Annotated in this window: 15 protein-coding genes and 1 pseudogene; 11 read left to right on the forward strand and 5 right to left on the reverse strand. The window is 62.3% G+C overall.

Annotated elements, in window-relative coordinates:
- Positions 1–2: 2 nt before the first annotated feature.
- Together R4P70_RS14690 and R4P70_RS14695 are read right to left on the reverse strand one after the other, a co-directional pair.
- Entirely contained in the window at positions 3–791 is a 789-nt protein-coding gene (locus R4P70_RS14690) for a thioesterase family protein (protein ID WP_042920993.1), read from the reverse strand.
- Between the two features lie 233 nt (positions 792–1,024).
- Entirely contained in the window at positions 1,025–1,501 is a 477-nt protein-coding gene (locus tag R4P70_RS14695) for a MaoC/PaaZ C-terminal domain-containing protein (protein WP_050656084.1), read from the reverse strand.
- Between the two features lie 110 nt (positions 1,502–1,611).
- Here R4P70_RS14695 and R4P70_RS14700 point away from each other — a divergent pair, with 110 nt between their 5' ends.
- On the forward strand, positions 1,612–2,037 hold the full coding sequence (locus tag R4P70_RS14700) for a DUF6314 family protein (protein WP_003941962.1): 426 nt from the start codon (positions 1,612–1,614) through the stop codon (positions 2,035–2,037).
- Positions 2,038–2,053: 16 nt separating this feature from the next.
- Here R4P70_RS14700 and R4P70_RS14705 read toward each other — a convergent pair whose 3' ends face one another.
- A complete protein-coding gene (locus R4P70_RS14705; protein ID WP_003942061.1) occupies positions 2,054–2,266 on the reverse strand; it encodes a molybdopterin-binding protein in 213 nt (70 codons plus the stop codon).
- Positions 2,267–2,407: 141 nt separating this feature from the next.
- Here R4P70_RS14705 and R4P70_RS14710 point away from each other — a divergent pair, with 141 nt between their 5' ends.
- Positions 2,408–2,611: a DUF4287 domain-containing protein gene (locus R4P70_RS14710; RefSeq protein ID WP_007728313.1), complete on the forward strand. Its 204-nt coding sequence runs from the start codon at positions 2,408–2,410 to the stop codon at positions 2,609–2,611.
- A gap of 6 nt (positions 2,612–2,617) precedes the next feature.
- Here R4P70_RS14710 and mftM read toward each other — a convergent pair whose 3' ends face one another.
- Both mftM and mftR read right to left on the reverse strand, forming a co-directional pair.
- Positions 2,618–3,451: a mycofactocin oligosaccharide methyltransferase MftM gene (gene mftM / locus R4P70_RS14715; protein WP_050656074.1), complete on the reverse strand. Its 834-nt coding sequence runs from the start codon at positions 3,449–3,451 to the stop codon at positions 2,618–2,620.
- Between the two features lie 29 nt (positions 3,452–3,480).
- Positions 3,481–4,080 (reverse strand): mycofactocin system transcriptional regulator, encoded by a 600-nt coding sequence (gene mftR, locus R4P70_RS14720; protein ID WP_007728311.1) that lies wholly within the window; start codon positions 4,078–4,080, stop codon positions 3,481–3,483.
- 150 nt (positions 4,081–4,230) lie between these two features.
- Here mftR and mftA point away from each other — a divergent pair, with 150 nt between their 5' ends.
- From mftA to mftE, 9 genes and pseudogenes are all read left to right on the forward strand, one after another.
- Complete coding sequence (gene mftA, locus R4P70_RS14725; protein WP_063836238.1) at positions 4,231–4,326, forward strand: mycofactocin precursor MftA; 96 nt, start codon at positions 4,231–4,233, stop codon at positions 4,324–4,326.
- The gene (gene mftB, locus R4P70_RS14730) at positions 4,311–4,598 is read left to right on the forward strand and encodes a mycofactocin biosynthesis chaperone MftB (protein ID WP_007728309.1); all 288 of its coding nucleotides are present in this window, start codon (positions 4,311–4,313) and stop codon (positions 4,596–4,598) included. The genes mftA and mftB overlap by 16 nt, the downstream gene beginning before the upstream one ends.
- 76 nt (positions 4,599–4,674) lie before the next feature.
- Complete coding sequence (mftC, locus tag R4P70_RS14735) at positions 4,675–5,892, forward strand: mycofactocin radical SAM maturase (protein WP_003942089.1); 1,218 nt, start codon at positions 4,675–4,677, stop codon at positions 5,890–5,892.
- Positions 5,893–5,947: 55 nt separating this feature from the next.
- Positions 5,948–7,126, forward strand: a complete 1,179-nt coding sequence (gene mftD, locus R4P70_RS14740; protein WP_003942047.1) for a pre-mycofactocin synthase MftD — start codon at positions 5,948–5,950, stop codon at positions 7,124–7,126.
- Between the two features lie 26 nt (positions 7,127–7,152).
- Positions 7,153–9,084: a mycofactocin system FadH/OYE family oxidoreductase 1 gene (locus R4P70_RS14745; RefSeq protein ID WP_050656075.1), complete on the forward strand. Its 1,932-nt coding sequence runs from the start codon at positions 7,153–7,155 to the stop codon at positions 9,082–9,084.
- The gene (locus tag R4P70_RS14750) at positions 9,081–9,908 is read left to right on the forward strand and encodes a mycofactocin-coupled SDR family oxidoreductase (protein ID WP_003941966.1); all 828 of its coding nucleotides are present in this window, start codon (positions 9,081–9,083) and stop codon (positions 9,906–9,908) included. Before R4P70_RS14745 ends, R4P70_RS14750 begins: the two co-directional genes overlap by 4 nt.
- Positions 9,908–11,857 carry a mycofactocin system FadH/OYE family oxidoreductase 2 gene (locus tag R4P70_RS14755; RefSeq protein ID WP_050656076.1) on the forward strand — a complete coding sequence of 650 codons (1,950 nt, stop codon included), beginning with the start codon at positions 9,908–9,910 and terminating at the stop codon, positions 11,855–11,857. Before R4P70_RS14750 ends, R4P70_RS14755 begins: the two co-directional genes overlap by 1 nt.
- A 52-nt stretch (positions 11,858–11,909) precedes the next feature.
- Positions 11,910–13,146 (forward strand): annotated as a pseudogene (locus tag R4P70_RS14760) (DUF222 domain-containing protein).
- Positions 13,147–13,246: 100 nt separating this feature from the next.
- Complete coding sequence (gene mftE, locus R4P70_RS14765) at positions 13,247–13,939, forward strand: mycofactocin biosynthesis peptidyl-dipeptidase MftE (RefSeq protein WP_042922382.1); 693 nt, start codon at positions 13,247–13,249, stop codon at positions 13,937–13,939.
- Positions 13,940–14,031: the final 92 nt, after the last annotated feature.

Here is a 14,031-nt window from a genome sequence, read left to right on the forward strand (position 1 = left end):
ACTCAACTCAGAATTCGACGAAGCTGGCGAGCCCGAGCAGCAAGTCGTCCGGTCGAGTCGAATAGTTCGGATTCGTCAACACAGAGAGTGTCCGTCGCCCAGGCAGTCCCGTGGCGTAGGCGATACCACGGTGACAGCGTTCGGGGATCTGCCGTGAGGTGCTCCGGGGTGAAATGCGCGGTGAACTCGATGGTCGGTATGGCCACGGGCATCGTCAGTGTCGCGAACAGTCCGGGCGGAAGCGCGTCGAGAAGGACCGCGGCGCGCTCTTGGGCCGTGAAATCGAGGTCTGTGAGCAGGCGGATCCAGACGTCGAATTCAGGGGAGTCGCCACCGGCGAACGGCCTCGCGGAATTGATCGGCCGGATGTCGAGGTGCTGGGCGAACGGCACAAAATCCACCGGGATCTCCAGCGGCGGCAGGGTTGACGGGTCGGCCGGAGCCGGTTCGGCGACAGGGGCGGACATTGTTGTAGCTCCTATGTCGCGGGCCAACCGAACGAGAGCGGATCCCGAACCGGTCAGCGTGACGTGGCAACTGACGGTCCGCCCGCCCCGCATCTCGCCGACAGTCAACTCGGCCGGCCCAGGAGGAACGGGGCGGTCCAGATGCGCCGTGACTGCCAGCGGTTCGGCTCCGGACGCGTCGGCCGCCACCCGCAGCATCCGTGCAATTGCGAGTCCGCCCTGGATGCCGTCGAAACTCCGCCAACTGGAGTCGAATTCGGTGTGATGACGCGCTGCGTCGGTCGACGGCGCGGCCGCCACTGATGCCTGACTAGTAATTGCCATAGTCAGCACCCTAGGTGCTGACTATGGCTATGGCAAGCTAGGGTCTATTCGGGAGTGCTGGACGACCCACCGAAGAGCATGTAGATGAGGATCTGAAGAATGCCGAGAGGATTGATCTCGCCGAGGCTGCTCATGTGTGAGGAACTCCTGATTGCAGGGATGGGTATTGTTGCGTCGCAACGTCACTGAAAGTACGGCAATTCGAACAGTGTGGTGCGAAATTTACCGATAATTCACTGTCCGCGAGTCGAGCGGCAGTGCAGGTAGGCGTCAGTGACCACGTCGAGAACGCGATTGCCGTGTGCATCGACCAATTTCGCTGTGATGGTCACCAATCCTCGCGCGCGATTGTCGAACACGACGTTGTCGACGGTGACCTTTCCGCTCAGGGTGTCACCGGGGCGAAGCGGACGGAGGAAGCTCACGTCGCGCATGGTTTTCCCGGCGATCACGTTCCACTGGTCGTAGAGACTGGCGACCACCAACTTCTGGCAGATCGACAGGGTGTGCAGCCCGCTGGCGATCAACCCGCCGAAGACGCCGGACTCGGCGGCTTCCTTGTCGATGTGAAACCACTGGGGATCCCACTGAGTTGCGAACTCGACGATTTCCTCTTCGGTCACCGAATACGAACCCAATGGGATCACTTGGCCGATCTCGAGATCCTCGGCGAACACTGCGCGTTTGTGAAGGGCGGCCGAATCGTTCATGGTTGTGAAAATCTCCTGCGTGTTCCGGGTGTACTCGGAACATACTCTCGCAGTGTGTTCGAGTCGGTCTCCGGTGTCGTCGGGCAATGCAGGGTCACTAGAATCGCCACATGGTCGACGACGCGAAAATCGAGCCGAGGGCGCTGGTAGGAAAGTGGCACTTCGAGCGGGACATCGTCGACCGCCTTTCCGGTTCCACCAAGCATGTATTCGGCGAGACCACTATCTCCGACGCCGGTGACGGTCGGATGCGCTGGTACGAGAGCGGCACGCTGCGTGACGGCGACCTGGAATTACCCGTGTTCCGAACTCTGTTCATTGCCGAGCGCGGCCTCGAGTGGGCCGTGACATTCGAAGACGGCAGAGAGTTCCACGACTGGGCGCCGGGGGAGGAAGTCGAGCACCTGTGCGGTGCGGATACCTACCGCGGGCGAATCGACGTCACTGCCGGAGATCGATCGACCTGGACTGTCGTCTGGACCGTGACGGGGCCGAGCAAGGACTACACGATGACCACGCATCTCACCCGGCCCTGATCACATCGCTCGCCAGTTACTCGACGCCGATCGTCACCTCGGTGGACTTCACGAATACCGTTGCGGCTTGGCCTGGTTCAAGATCGAGATCCAGTGCGGCATCGCGGGTGATCGACGAGGTCACAATCTGATTCCCGCCGTCCAACTTCACCTTGACCGTCGCCATGACGGTGCCGAGGTTGACCTCGGTGATGGTGCCGGTGAGTTGATTTCGTGTGGACAGTCGCATCGCTGAACTCCTGTGCTCTCGGGTGGGTGTTCTTCGACCATAATGCGATGGTCGCGTGTCTACCCAGCGATTCCGCAGGTGCGGACATGCGGGCGCCGCCGGTGCGCGAATATTGTCGGGCGGTGGAGGTAGATTCCGGTCATGACTGAACCCGTGAAAGGCCCGGCGTCGTATTTTCCGTCGATCGAGAAGAAGTACGGTCGGCCGATCGGTGAATGGCAAGAGCTGATCAGAAGCTCAGACCTCACGAAGCACATGGAATTGGTCAACTGGTTGAAGTCGGAGCACGGTATGGGTCATGGGCACGCGAATGCGCTTGTCGCCCATACGCTGAAAGAAGGCTAGTTCTTTTCAGGCGGCCGATGCGTCCAGCACCAACCAGCCGCCGTGATGCTCGAATACCTCGAAGGGCACACGGCTCTGCCGGCCGACCGCACGCAGTGACTCGAGATCGAAAGTGCGGATGTGGCCGTGGCACGCGGTGGCTTCGTCTTCGAAGGGGACTGCAATGACGACCCGTTGACGCGCGATCCGGAGTGCTTGCGCGATCACGGCCTCGCCGACTGCGTCGTCGACGTGTTCGAGGAGATGAATCGCGGTGACGGTGTCGGCGCTGTTGTCCGGTGCCGGTACTTCACCCGCGTCGCAGATCACCGTGTCGATCGTGATGCCGAGTTCGGGGGCGACCGCGTCGAGCAGGATCATCGTTCCGGGCAGGATGTCCGTGGCGGTCACGTCCATTCCGGCGCGCGCGAGCCGCAGGGGCAGGAAACCGAAGCAGGAACCCAGATCGAGTACGGAACCGCGAACCAGTTCTTCGGCTTTGTCGTGAATCGGCGCGAAATCTGCAGTGCCGTCCAATAGTTCGGCAAGGGAGTTCCGGTAGTAGGTGGTCCAGGATTCGAGAGCGCCGTCCACGGTGGACCGAACCAGTCCGACCATCGTCAACTCGAATTCGTCCTGACCGAACTCCGCGTCCTGGATCGACGAGGTGACTCCGGCTACGAGTCGCTCGCTCAGATCGGCGGGAGTGAGGGAGTGCCTGACGTGGAGTCGGCCGCCTCGACGATCGAGCGAGATCGGACCGGAATCGACACGTTCGACGGTGACATGCCCGAACGACCACAAGCCCGGCGTCGACGGTGCCAGCGAATCCAGGACGGGTTCGTTCGTGATGGTGGACATGATCGCCTTTCTCAGGTGGTGATGCTTTCTCAGGTGCTGATACCGGTCCGCAGGGACTGCGTACCTGTTTTCAAGAGTTCCGGTAGCTCGAGTGAATCGTCGGTGAGCCACTGCTCGTACGCCGACATCGCGACCCCGAGCAGAAGATAGCCGACCGTGCGTGGGCCGTGATCGGTCGGCTCGAGATTCATTCGGCGTGCGACGTAGTCGGCGACCACCTGCCGCCAACCTTCGTACATCACCACAGAGTATGCCTGAAGCGTCGGAACTTCGAGGATCAATTCCATCCGTTTGCGATGTACCGCAGTCTCTTCCGGTGGGAAGGTGTTGAACGTCAACAATGCGGATTCGAGTGCGTCGACCAACGGAATATCAGCGGGCAGTGAATCCAGGTGCTCGCGCATCTCGTCGAGATGTCCGTCGAAGTCTCCCCAGGGGACGGCGTTCTTGGACGGGAAGTAGCGAAAGAAGGTCCGACGCGCGATGCCGGCGGCATCGGCTATCTGGTCGACGCTCACCTCGTTGAAGCCGACTGTCGAGAACAGTTCGATCCCGATCGTGCTGATTCCCTCCTTCGTTGTGGAGGGGCGACGACCTATCCGAGCGGACGGTTTCTTGCGGCTACGCATACTTTTTTCGCTCCATGTGTGTCATTCTGCACTCGATGCCATTACAGTGGTGAACCGAGTCACAGTGAAGTCCCACTAGTGACCACCAACTCCCAGGTTGGAAGTCTGATCTACAGACTTCCAGACGGAGTGCGACCGCAGGAGGAATCCATGTCAGATCGTGACAACAAGGCGCTCGAGAACGACCTCGTCGAGGAGTCCCTCGTGGAGGAAGTTTCCATCGACGGCATGTGCGGCGTGTACTGACCGTGTCTGCTTTGGATCTCGATGCGGGGTGGAAACTCCACCCGCAGGTAGCGCTTCGCCCCGAACCTTTCGGGGCGTTGCTCTACCACTTCGGAACACGCAAGCTGTCGTTCCTGAAGAACACGACCATCGTTGCGGTGGTCAAGGCGTTGCCAGACCATCCTGATGTCCGGTCCGCACTACGTGCGCAAGGCATCGAAGATGACGCGGCTCCCCAATATGCCCGCGCGCTGAGCACTCTCGCCGACTCGCACATGATCGTGCCTGTCTGAGCCAGACGCTCGCCCCCACGTGCGGAACAGCCCTTCCGCACGTTCGCCCGCTTCATTTCTTCGCGAGGACACAGCCATGACCTCAGTTCTTGAACAGCCCTCCCCGCCCGCCAAGGTGGGTCGCCTCGTCGATCAGTTCGAACTCGGACTCGACGCCCCCATCTGCCTGACGTGGGAACTCACCTACGCCTGCAACCTGTCCTGCGTGCACTGCCTTTCGTCGTCGGGTCGTCGTGACCCCAACGAGCTGAGCACCGAACAGTGCAAGTCCATCATCGACGAGCTGCAGCGTATGCAGGTTTTCTACGTCAACATCGGTGGCGGCGAGCCGACGGTACGCTCCGACTTCTGGGAGCTCGTCGACTACGCGACCGACCACCAGGTTGGTGTGAAGTTCTCCACCAACGGCGTGAAGATCGACAAGAAGGTCGCGGCGCGCCTCGCAGCCAGTGACTACGTCGACGTGCAGATTTCCATCGACGGTGCCACCGCTGAGGTCAATGACGCTGTGCGCGGGCCTGGTTCGTTCGCGATGGCCGAGCGCGCTCTCGCGAACCTGAAGGAAGCCGGCTTCAAGGACGCCAAGATTTCGGTGGTCGTCACGCGGCACAACGTCAGTCAGCTCGACGAGTTCAAGGCTCTCGCGGACAAGTACGACGCGACCCTGCGCATCACTCGACTGCGTCCTTCGGGCCGCGGCGCCGACGTGTGGGACGACCTGCACCCGCGTCCGGAGCAGCAGCGTGAGCTCTACAACTGGCTGGTCGCCAATGGCGAAGGCGTCCTGACGGGCGACTCGTTCTTCCACCTCTCCGCCTTCGGCGATGCACTGCCCGGTCTCAATCTCTGTGGCGCGGGCCGCGTCGTGTGCCTGATCGACCCGGTCGGTGACGTGTACGCATGCCCCTTCGCGATTCACGAGCAGTTCCTCGCCGGAAACATCGTGAAAGACGGTGGATTCCAGGAAGTCTGGCAGCACTCGGACCTGTTCGAGGAGCTGCGCTCGCCCCAAACCGGTGGCGCCTGCAGCAAGTGCAACCACTACGACTCCTGCCGCGGAGGCTGCATGGCGGCCAAGTTCTTCACCGGACTGCCGATGGACGGACCTGACCCCGAGTGCGTCATCGGCAACGGTGAAATGGCACTGGCGTCGGCGGGAGAGGTCCCGAAGTCCAGCGTCGACCACTCCCGTTCCGGTCAACGTAAGACCCCACGTGCATCGGTGCCACTGACACTGATGATGCGTCCGCCCGCCAAGATTTGTGACGAAAACCCGCTTGCGGGAATGCAGTAACTACTGCGCGATACCGACAGTGCGGCGAAAGCTGCACCCCAGAGAGGTCAGTTCAATGGCTAAGAATGCTTTCTTCGAGACGGTGGCAGAAGCACAGCGCCGTGCGAAGAAGAGGTTGCCCAAGTCCGTGTACGCGGCGTTGGTAGCGGGATCCGAGAAAGGGCTGACGGTCGACGACAACGTCGCGGCATTCAGCGAATTGGGTTTCGCTCCCCACGCTGCCGGGCTGTCGGACAAGCGCGAGATGTCCACCACCATTATGGGTCAGGACATTTCGTTGCCCGTCATGATTTCACCGACCGGTGTGCAGGCAGTGCACCCCGACGGTGAAGTAGCGGTAGCCCGTGCGGCTGCAGCACGGGGAACAGCCATCGGACTGAGTTCTTTTGCCAGCAAGTCCATCGAAGAAGTTGCCGCGGCCAACCCGCAGGTCTTCTTCCAGATGTATTGGGTCGGCAGCCGCGACGTGCTCCTGCAGCGTATGGAGCGCGCTCGCGCTGCCGGTGCCAAGGGCCTGATCATCACCACCGACTGGTCCTTCTCGTACGGTCGCGACTGGGGCAGCCCGTCCATCCCCGAAAAGATGGACCTCAAGGCGATGTTCCAGTTCGCACCCGAGGGAATCATGCGCCCGAAGTGGTTGCTCGAGTTCGCCAAGACCGGCAAGATCCCGGACCTGACCACCCCCAACCTCGCGGCTCCCGGCCAGCCTGCACCGACGTTCTTCGGCGCATACGGCGAGTGGATGCAGACTCCGCTTCCGACGTGGGAAGACATCGCCTGGCTTCGTGAGCAGTGGGGTGGACCGTTCATGCTCAAGGGCATCATGCGCATCGACGACGCCAAGCGAGCTGTCGACGCCGGTGTCTCCGCTATCTCGGTCTCCAACCACGGTGGTAACAACCTCGACGGCACCCCGGCGCCGATCCGTGTGCTCCCGGGCATTGCCGAGGCCGTGGGCGATCAGGTGGAAGTTGTTCTCGACGGCGGCATTCGACGCGGCGGCGACGTCGTCAAGGCGCTCGCACTCGGAGCCAAGGCCGTCATGCTCGGGCGCGCCTACCTGTGGGGCCTCTCGGCCAACGGCCAGGCCGGTGTCGAGAACGTGCTCGACCTCATGCGGATGGGCATCGACTCGGGGCTGATGGGCCTCGGCCACTCGTCCATCACCGAACTGAGCCCGGCGGACCTGGTGATTCCGGAAGGCTTCACACGCACATTGGGTGCCAGCTGAGATTACGGCTCCGATAGAGCTGTGAGTTGACACTCGACGAACACACGACCCTGGCCGGACGCCTCGTCCGGTCCAGGGTTGTTTTCGGTCCGCACGAGACCAATCTTGCTGTGGGACGCTCGCTTTCCGATCGGCACCGTGCGTACTACCAGCGCCGCGCCGAGGGCGGAACCGGGATCGTCGTCACCGAAGTGGCCTCGGTATCGGAGAACGACTGGCCGTACGAGCGGGCGCCGTTGGCGTCGCAATGTGGCCCGGGGTGGCAGTCGATCGCGGCTGCATGTGCTCCGTACGGAACGCTGGTTCTGGCCGGGCTCGGTCATACCGGCATGCAGGGATCGAGCGCATACTCCCAGTCGGTGCTGTGGGGACCGTCAAGAGTGGCCGACCCGGCGACGCGTGAGTTGCCGATGGCAATGGGGCAGCCGGAAATCGACCAGCTGATAGTCGGCTTCCGTGAGGCGTCGGCGCTGGCCGTCGCTTCGGGAATGGACGGAGTGGAACTCGATGCCGGTCCTCGAAGCATTCTGCGACAATTCCTTTCGGGTCTGACCAACACTCGGCAAGACCGATACGGTAGCGATCGCGTTGCTCTTGTTCGCGAGGTCATCTCGGCAGTGCGCGAGGAAGTCGGGTCGGATCACGTTGTCTCCCTGCGGTTGTCCTGTGACGAGGAAGCTCCATGGGCGGGCCTGACGCCCGATCTTGCCATCGGTATCGCGCGTGAAGTGTCTCCGTTCCTCGATCTCCTTGTCGTCGTTCGTGGCGGACTCTATTCGTCTGACCGGTACCGCCCCGATTTTCACTGCCCGCCGAACTTCAACCTCGATCTGTGCCGTGAGATCAAGGCCGCTCTGTCGATTCCTGTTGTCGTGCAGGGGAGCGTCGTGGACATCGCCGACGCTCACGCGGCGCTGGAAGTAGGTGAGTTCGTCGAGATGACCCGGGCCCAGATCGCAGACCCGGACCTGGTTGTGAAAGCCGCGCGCGGCGATCGTCCCCGGCCGTGTGTGCTCTGCAATCAGGCGTGCCTCGTGCGTGATCCTCGCAATCCTGTCGTGACGTGCGTCGGGAATCCGAGCGCGGGTTTCGAGACGGTGGACCCCGATGAGCGAGAGCAGATTTCGACACCGGGAGCCGTGCTGGTCGTGGGGGGTGGCCCCGCTGGGATGGAAGCCGCACGGATCTCGGCGGTGGTGGGGCACTCGGTCACACTCGTCGAGAGTTCATCGCAGTTCGGCGGCATGATCCGAACTTTTGCGCGAGGTGACGGCCGTAGCCGGTTCGCACTCCTCGCGCAGTGGTTGGAGGACGAATGCCGTCGTAGCGGCGTGACGATGCGGACCGGGGCGGCGCTCGACGCCCAAGACCTGGGTGACGCACGCAGCCGGGGCGAGTTTGTTGTCGTTGCCACCGGTAGTGCTGCGAGGCCGCCGACGTATCCGGTCGACGATTCGGTTCGATGGTTGGATGCGTCGGAAGCCTTCGAGAAGTTGAGCACCGTGGGGCCGGGTCCGGTCGCGCTGATCGATCCCCTCGGTGGACCGATCGCGGTGGCGCTCGCAGAAGCACTCGCGGCCCATGGCATCTCCGTCTCGATTGTGACTCCCGACAGCATCGTCGGTTCGAGGCTCGGTGCGAGTGGGGATCTGGTCGGCGCCAACACGCGCATCCAGCAGGCCGGGGTCACCAGGGTGCTCGCGTCACGTGTCACCGAAATCGCTCGAGGGGCCGTCTGCGTCGAACACGTCCATACCGGCGAGCGGTCACAGCTCGAGTGCGAAGTGGTGATCGACTGCTCGCCTCGTCTGCCGAACGAAACGCTGAAGGAAGAGGCCGACATTCAGGTGGGCGACTCGGTTGCCCCGAGAACTGTTCTCGAATCCATCCGCGAAGGGCGCTTTGCAGGGTTTACTACTAGAACGAGTTTCAATTCTGCAGAGAGGGCTATCTCATGACACAGGGTTCAGTTCGTTCGCTCGAAGGTCGCGTTGCTTTCATCACCGGCGCAGCGCGCGGTCAAGGACGTGCGCACGCGGTCAAGATGGCGCGCGAGGGAGCAGCGATCATCGCGGTCGACGTATGCGCGTCGGTGGCGTCGGACAATTCCTACGACGCAGCAACTTCCGAGGACTTTGCCGAGACGATACGTCTGGTGGAAGCGGAGGGCGGGAAGATCCTCGCCCGCGAGGTCGATGTCCGTGACGGCGCAGCGCTCACCGCGGTGGTCAAGGACGGCGTCGAACAGTTCGGACGTCTCGACATCGTGGTCGCCAACGCCGGGGTCTGCAACTGGAATCGATTCTGGGAAATGTCGGACGAGCAGTGGGAAACTCTGATCGACATCAACCTGACCGGAGTCTGGAAAACCCTCAAGGCCTCGGTGCCGGCGATCATCGAGGGTGGGCGCGGTGGATCGATCATCGTGGTCAGTTCGGTGGCCGGACTCAAGGCGCTGCCCGGACAGGCGCACTACGCGAGCGCCAAGTTCGGTCTCGTCGGTCTGACGCAGGCCGCGGCAAAGGAACTGGGGGAGTACAAGATCAGGGTCAACTCGATCCATCCTTACGGAGTGAATACGCCGATGGGGGTCGACCAGGGCGCTCTCGAGGTATTTGCAAAGTTTCCGCAGTACCTTCCCAACTTCACTCCGATCCTCTCGGACATCGCGTTCGCCGAACCCGACGAGATCGCCGATACCGTTCTGTGGCTCGCGGGTGACGGTTCACGCACCGTCACGGCAAGTCATATCGCTCTCGATCAAGGAAACTCCAAGGTCTGATGACGCCGTACCCGCGCCTCTTCGCGCCACTGCGCCTGGGCAACCTGACACTCCGCAATCGGGTCGTGTTCTCCGCACACCTGACCAATTACGCGGAGAACGGGTTGCCGACGGAGCAGCACGCGAGCTACTACGAGGCGCGGGCACGCGGCGGTGCGGGTCTGATCATCACCGAGGAGCACTCGACGCATCCTTCGGATCGACCGTACGAGAAGATGATTGCGGGCTATCGGCCGGAAGCGATCGAGGGATACCGGCGGATCACCGACGCCGTTCATGCGCATGGTTCGTCGATTCTCGCGCAGATCAACCACAATGGGGGTCAGGGCGCTGGAACCTATTCGCGATCGCCGCTGTTGGCGCCGAGCGCCGTTGCGGATCCGTTGTTCCGCGAGGTGCCCAAGGCTGTCGACGCCGCGGACATTGCCGAGATTCTCGCAGGGTTCGCCCTTGTTGCGCGCAACTGCGTTGCCGGTGGCTTCGACGGGGTGGAATTGCAGGCGTCGCAGTCGTCCATCGTGCGCGCGTTTCTCGCACCCTCGACCAACCTGCGCACCGATCGCTACGGCGGGTGCGTGGCACATCGTGCACGGTTCCTTCTCGAAGTGCTCGGGGTACTGCGTAAGGCCATCGGCCCGGATCGTGTCCTCGGTGTGCGCCTGAGTGGACACGAAGGAACGCGGGGTGGCATCGAACTGTCCGACGCAGTAGCCACCGCTCAACTCATCGAAGCTGACGGTCACGTCGACTACATCAATACCACCGTCGGAATGGCCACGGAAACACTGCATCTGGTCGAAGCATCGATGGCTGTACCCACCGGCTACGCCAACTTCGTCCCGTCTGCGATCAGGGAGGTCATCGATCTTCCAGTCGTCGGAGTCGGCCGTTTCAAGACGCCGGAGCAAGCCGAAGCCGCACTCGAGGACGGTGTATGCGATCTGGTGGGCGTAGTTCGCGGGCAGATCGCCGATCCGGATTTTGTGAACAAGGCGCGTGCCGGTCAATCGTCACAGGTGCGAACCTGCCTGTCCTGCAACCAGGAATGCGTCGGGCGGATGGGTCTGGGGCGTTGGTTGGGGTGCACCGAAAATCCGCGCGCCGGTCGGGAATCGGTACCGCTGCCGATGCCGCGGCGACGGGGCCGCACGGTGGTGGTGGTCGGTGGCGGCCCGGCCGGCCTGCAAGCTGCGGCTACAGCGGCCCAGCGAGGTCATGCGGTGACGCTGTTCGAGCGTGAACGAAGACTTGGGGGACAGATTCTTACCGCCTCGGTGGTACCGGCTCGCCGTGAGCTCGCCGACCTCGTCCGGAATCTCGAATCTGAGTGTCGCCGAAGCGGCGTGACGATCGAGTTGGATGCTGGAGCTGATCTCGCGATCATGAAGGAGCGCGCGCCCGAGGTGGTCGTGATTGCAACCGGAGCGCGGCCTGTGCGACCGGCGTGGGCGGGTGGATCAGAGCGTGTGGTGGGTGTTCGAGACGTTCTCGACGGCAAGATTCTGCCGAGTGGAACGGTGCTCGTCTACGACGAACTGGGATTCCATCAAGGTACGTCGGTGGCGGAGTTCCTCGCTGATCGAGGCTGTGCCGTCACGATCGCGACCAACGGCATGGTGGTCGCGCAGGACCTGAGCATCACCCTGGATTTCGAGGGGTGGAACCGCCGAGCGTTCGAGAAGTCGATCGGTCAACGGACAGATCTGATGGTGACTTCGGTGAGCGCTGGGGCCTCGCCGCTCGTGAGCTTGGTTCACCTTCCGACGGGTGTGACCGAGGAAGTTGCAGTCGACTGGGTGGTCTTCGCGACACAGCAGGAACCTGTCGACGAGTTGTGGAACACCTTGCAGGGAAGCTGTTTCGAGAAATTTCGCATCGGTGACGCCTTGTCTCCGAGGCGTTCGCACGCGGCCGTCATCGAGGGGCATCGGGCCGCGTTGGCGATATAAGTCGTCCGTTTTGTCTCTGGTTCTCGAAAGTATGTTCGATTAAACTTTGAGCATGGACAGTCGGGATGCGTGGCAGCTGGATGGTGAGGGCCTCAAGAGTGAGGTTCTCGATCTGGTGCGCGCCCGGCACGAGTTGCAGTCGCGGATGGTGTTGCTGATCGTGGAGATGTTTTCCCGGGAGACTGTGGTCGGGAAGGGTTTTCGGGCGATCGCGCAGTGGTTGCACGGGTCGACGAATCTGGAGATCGGTGAGTGCAGTCTGCTGGTCGGGTTGGCGCGGTTGTTGATGCTCGAACCTGTTGTCGCGGATGCATTCCATCGCGGTGACGTTGATGCGTTGAAGGCGCGGCAGGTGGCGTCGTTTTGTCAGCATCCGCCGAAGAACATGACCCTGGCGGATGTGGACAAGGCTCGCGGGATTCTGTTGGGGTTGGCGTCGAAGAACATTGCGGATTGTGATGCGGTGCGGGCGGCGATTCGGCGGATCGAGAAGCAGTACGGCAAGCGTGAGGACGGTGTCCCGGTGGGTGAGGATTCGGAGCGTAACGAGTTCTATGCCTCGAAAGGTTTGTACGGGCGGGTCACTGTGAAGGGTGATCTGGATGCTGTAAACGGGGCGCGGTTGATCACGTTGCTGTCGAGCCTGTCGGCGCCGACGCCGGAGAAGGACGGCGTGAAGGACACTCGCACTCCGGCATTACGGCGGGCGGATGGGTTCTGCGAATTGTTGCGGCGGTACGAGCGGGCGGGGTTGGGTCCGGTCGAGGGCGGGGTGAAACCACACATCACCGTTACCGCCAGTGCGAAAGACGTGACCGACCTGAAAGCGTTGAAGGATTTGTTGCCGTCGACAGAAGAGCTCGGGTTTGCGTGGACGGATTGGGTGGGCCCGATCAGTATCGACACTGCGCGGATGTTGGCGTGCGACTGCACCGTGACGCGGATCTTGTTGGACGAGAATGGTGTTCCGCTCGACTGCGGCAAGGAAGTGAGAACGGCGACGGCGCCGCAGCGGCGGGTGTTGGCGGTTCGTGATGGTGGGTGTGCGTTTCCCGGGTGCGGAACTCCGTCGGGGTGGTGCGATGCCCATCATATTGTTCACTGGTGATGGTGGCCCAACGGATCTCGACAATCTGATTCTGTTGTGCGGTCATCATCACCAGACGCTGCATCACACGGAGTGGCGGGTGGAGATCGGTCCGGATCGTAAATCGGTGTTCTATCCGCCGATGTCGGTGGATCCGTATCAACAGCCGATCGGCGGGAACAGCCCACCGACAGCGGCGTGAACCGCGACAACTGACGAATACGCCGGGGCACAACAAAATGCCCCGGTGTATCCGCATGCAGTGTTGCGGTGGGAGGGGCCCACACCAATACGATCGGGGGATGAGTTCTCCGCGTGACCTTGCTGCCATCCCGAGTCCTGCGCTCGAGGGCACTGCGCTCACCGTCGTGGTCCCGGTCGGTTCTTTCGAACAACACGGACCGCACCTGCCTCTCGATACCGACACTCGGATCGCGAGAGCAGTCGCACAGGCTCTGCCCGACGTCGTCGTGGCCCCGGCCATCGAATACGGGGCGAGCGGCGAACACGAAGGGTTTGCCGGCACGATTTCGATCGGTGCCGAGGCTATGGAAACCGTCGTCGTCGAATACGGAAGGTCGGCGTTCCGATGGACGAAGCGGGTGCTGTTCGTCAACGGCCACGGCGGAAATGGTCCCGCATTGGCCAAAGCGGTGGCACTTCTGCGGTATGAGGGGCGTGATGCTGCTTGGGTGCCGTGCGCTGTTGCGGGTGCCGACGCTCATGCCGGACACACTGAAACGAGCCTATTGCTGCACCTTTCGCCCGATTTGGTGCACATGAGCCTTGCTGAGACAGGAAATTTGTCTCCTATCGCGGACCTGATGCCAGGAATGCGTTCGGGCGGTATGGTCGCTGTGTCGCAAAACGGCGTTCTCGGCAATCCAGTCGGGGCTACCGCCGAAGACGGCGCATACATCTTCGGTGAGTTGGTAGGACGCGTGACGGATGGACTGGCCCGGTGGGAGCCTGGTCCAGATGGGAGGCTTCGGTGACGACCACGACCGAGTGGGGGCGGACGGTCCACCTGCGACGGCTTTCGAGGCTGCGACGAGTTGCAGCACGACGGGCTACGTCCCTTACGATC

The organism is Rhodococcus sp. IEGM 1241 (assembly GCF_033142365.1).
GTDB lineage: Bacteria > Actinomycetota > Actinomycetes > Mycobacteriales > Mycobacteriaceae > Rhodococcus_F > Rhodococcus_F erythropolis.

What these genes read in the sequence shown, in the direction of transcription:
- R4P70_RS14705 (WP_003942061.1), bottom strand. Translation starts at nt 2,266, where the DNA reads ATGCGACTGTCCACACGAAATCAACTCACCGGCACCATCACCGAGGTC.
- R4P70_RS14700 (WP_003941962.1), top strand. Translation starts at nt 1,612, where the DNA reads ATGGTCGACGACGCGAAAATCGAGCCGAGGGCGCTGGTAGGAAAGTGG.
- mftA (WP_063836238.1), top strand. Translation starts at nt 4,231, where the DNA reads ATGTCAGATCGTGACAACAAGGCGCTCGAGAACGACCTCGTCGAGGAG.
- mftR (WP_007728311.1), bottom strand. Translation starts at nt 4,080, where the DNA reads ATGCGTAGCCGCAAGAAACCGTCCGCTCGGATAGGTCGTCGCCCCTCC.
- R4P70_RS14695 (WP_050656084.1), bottom strand. Translation starts at nt 1,501, where the DNA reads ATGAACGATTCGGCCGCCCTTCACAAACGCGCAGTGTTCGCCGAGGAT.
- R4P70_RS14755 (WP_050656076.1), top strand. Translation starts at nt 9,908, where the DNA reads ATGACGCCGTACCCGCGCCTCTTCGCGCCACTGCGCCTGGGCAACCTG.
- mftM (WP_050656074.1), bottom strand. Translation starts at nt 3,451, where the DNA reads ATGTCCACCATCACGAACGAACCCGTCCTGGATTCGCTGGCACCGTCG.
- mftC (WP_003942089.1), top strand. Translation starts at nt 4,675, where the DNA reads ATGACCTCAGTTCTTGAACAGCCCTCCCCGCCCGCCAAGGTGGGTCGC.
- R4P70_RS14710 (WP_007728313.1), top strand. Translation starts at nt 2,408, where the DNA reads ATGACTGAACCCGTGAAAGGCCCGGCGTCGTATTTTCCGTCGATCGAG.
- mftE (WP_042922382.1), top strand. Translation starts at nt 13,247, where the DNA reads ATGAGTTCTCCGCGTGACCTTGCTGCCATCCCGAGTCCTGCGCTCGAG.
- R4P70_RS14690 (WP_042920993.1), bottom strand. Translation starts at nt 791, where the DNA reads ATGGCAATTACTAGTCAGGCATCAGTGGCGGCCGCGCCGTCGACCGAC.
- R4P70_RS14750 (WP_003941966.1), top strand. Translation starts at nt 9,081, where the DNA reads ATGACACAGGGTTCAGTTCGTTCGCTCGAAGGTCGCGTTGCTTTCATC.
- mftD (WP_003942047.1), top strand. Translation starts at nt 5,948, where the DNA reads ATGGCTAAGAATGCTTTCTTCGAGACGGTGGCAGAAGCACAGCGCCGT.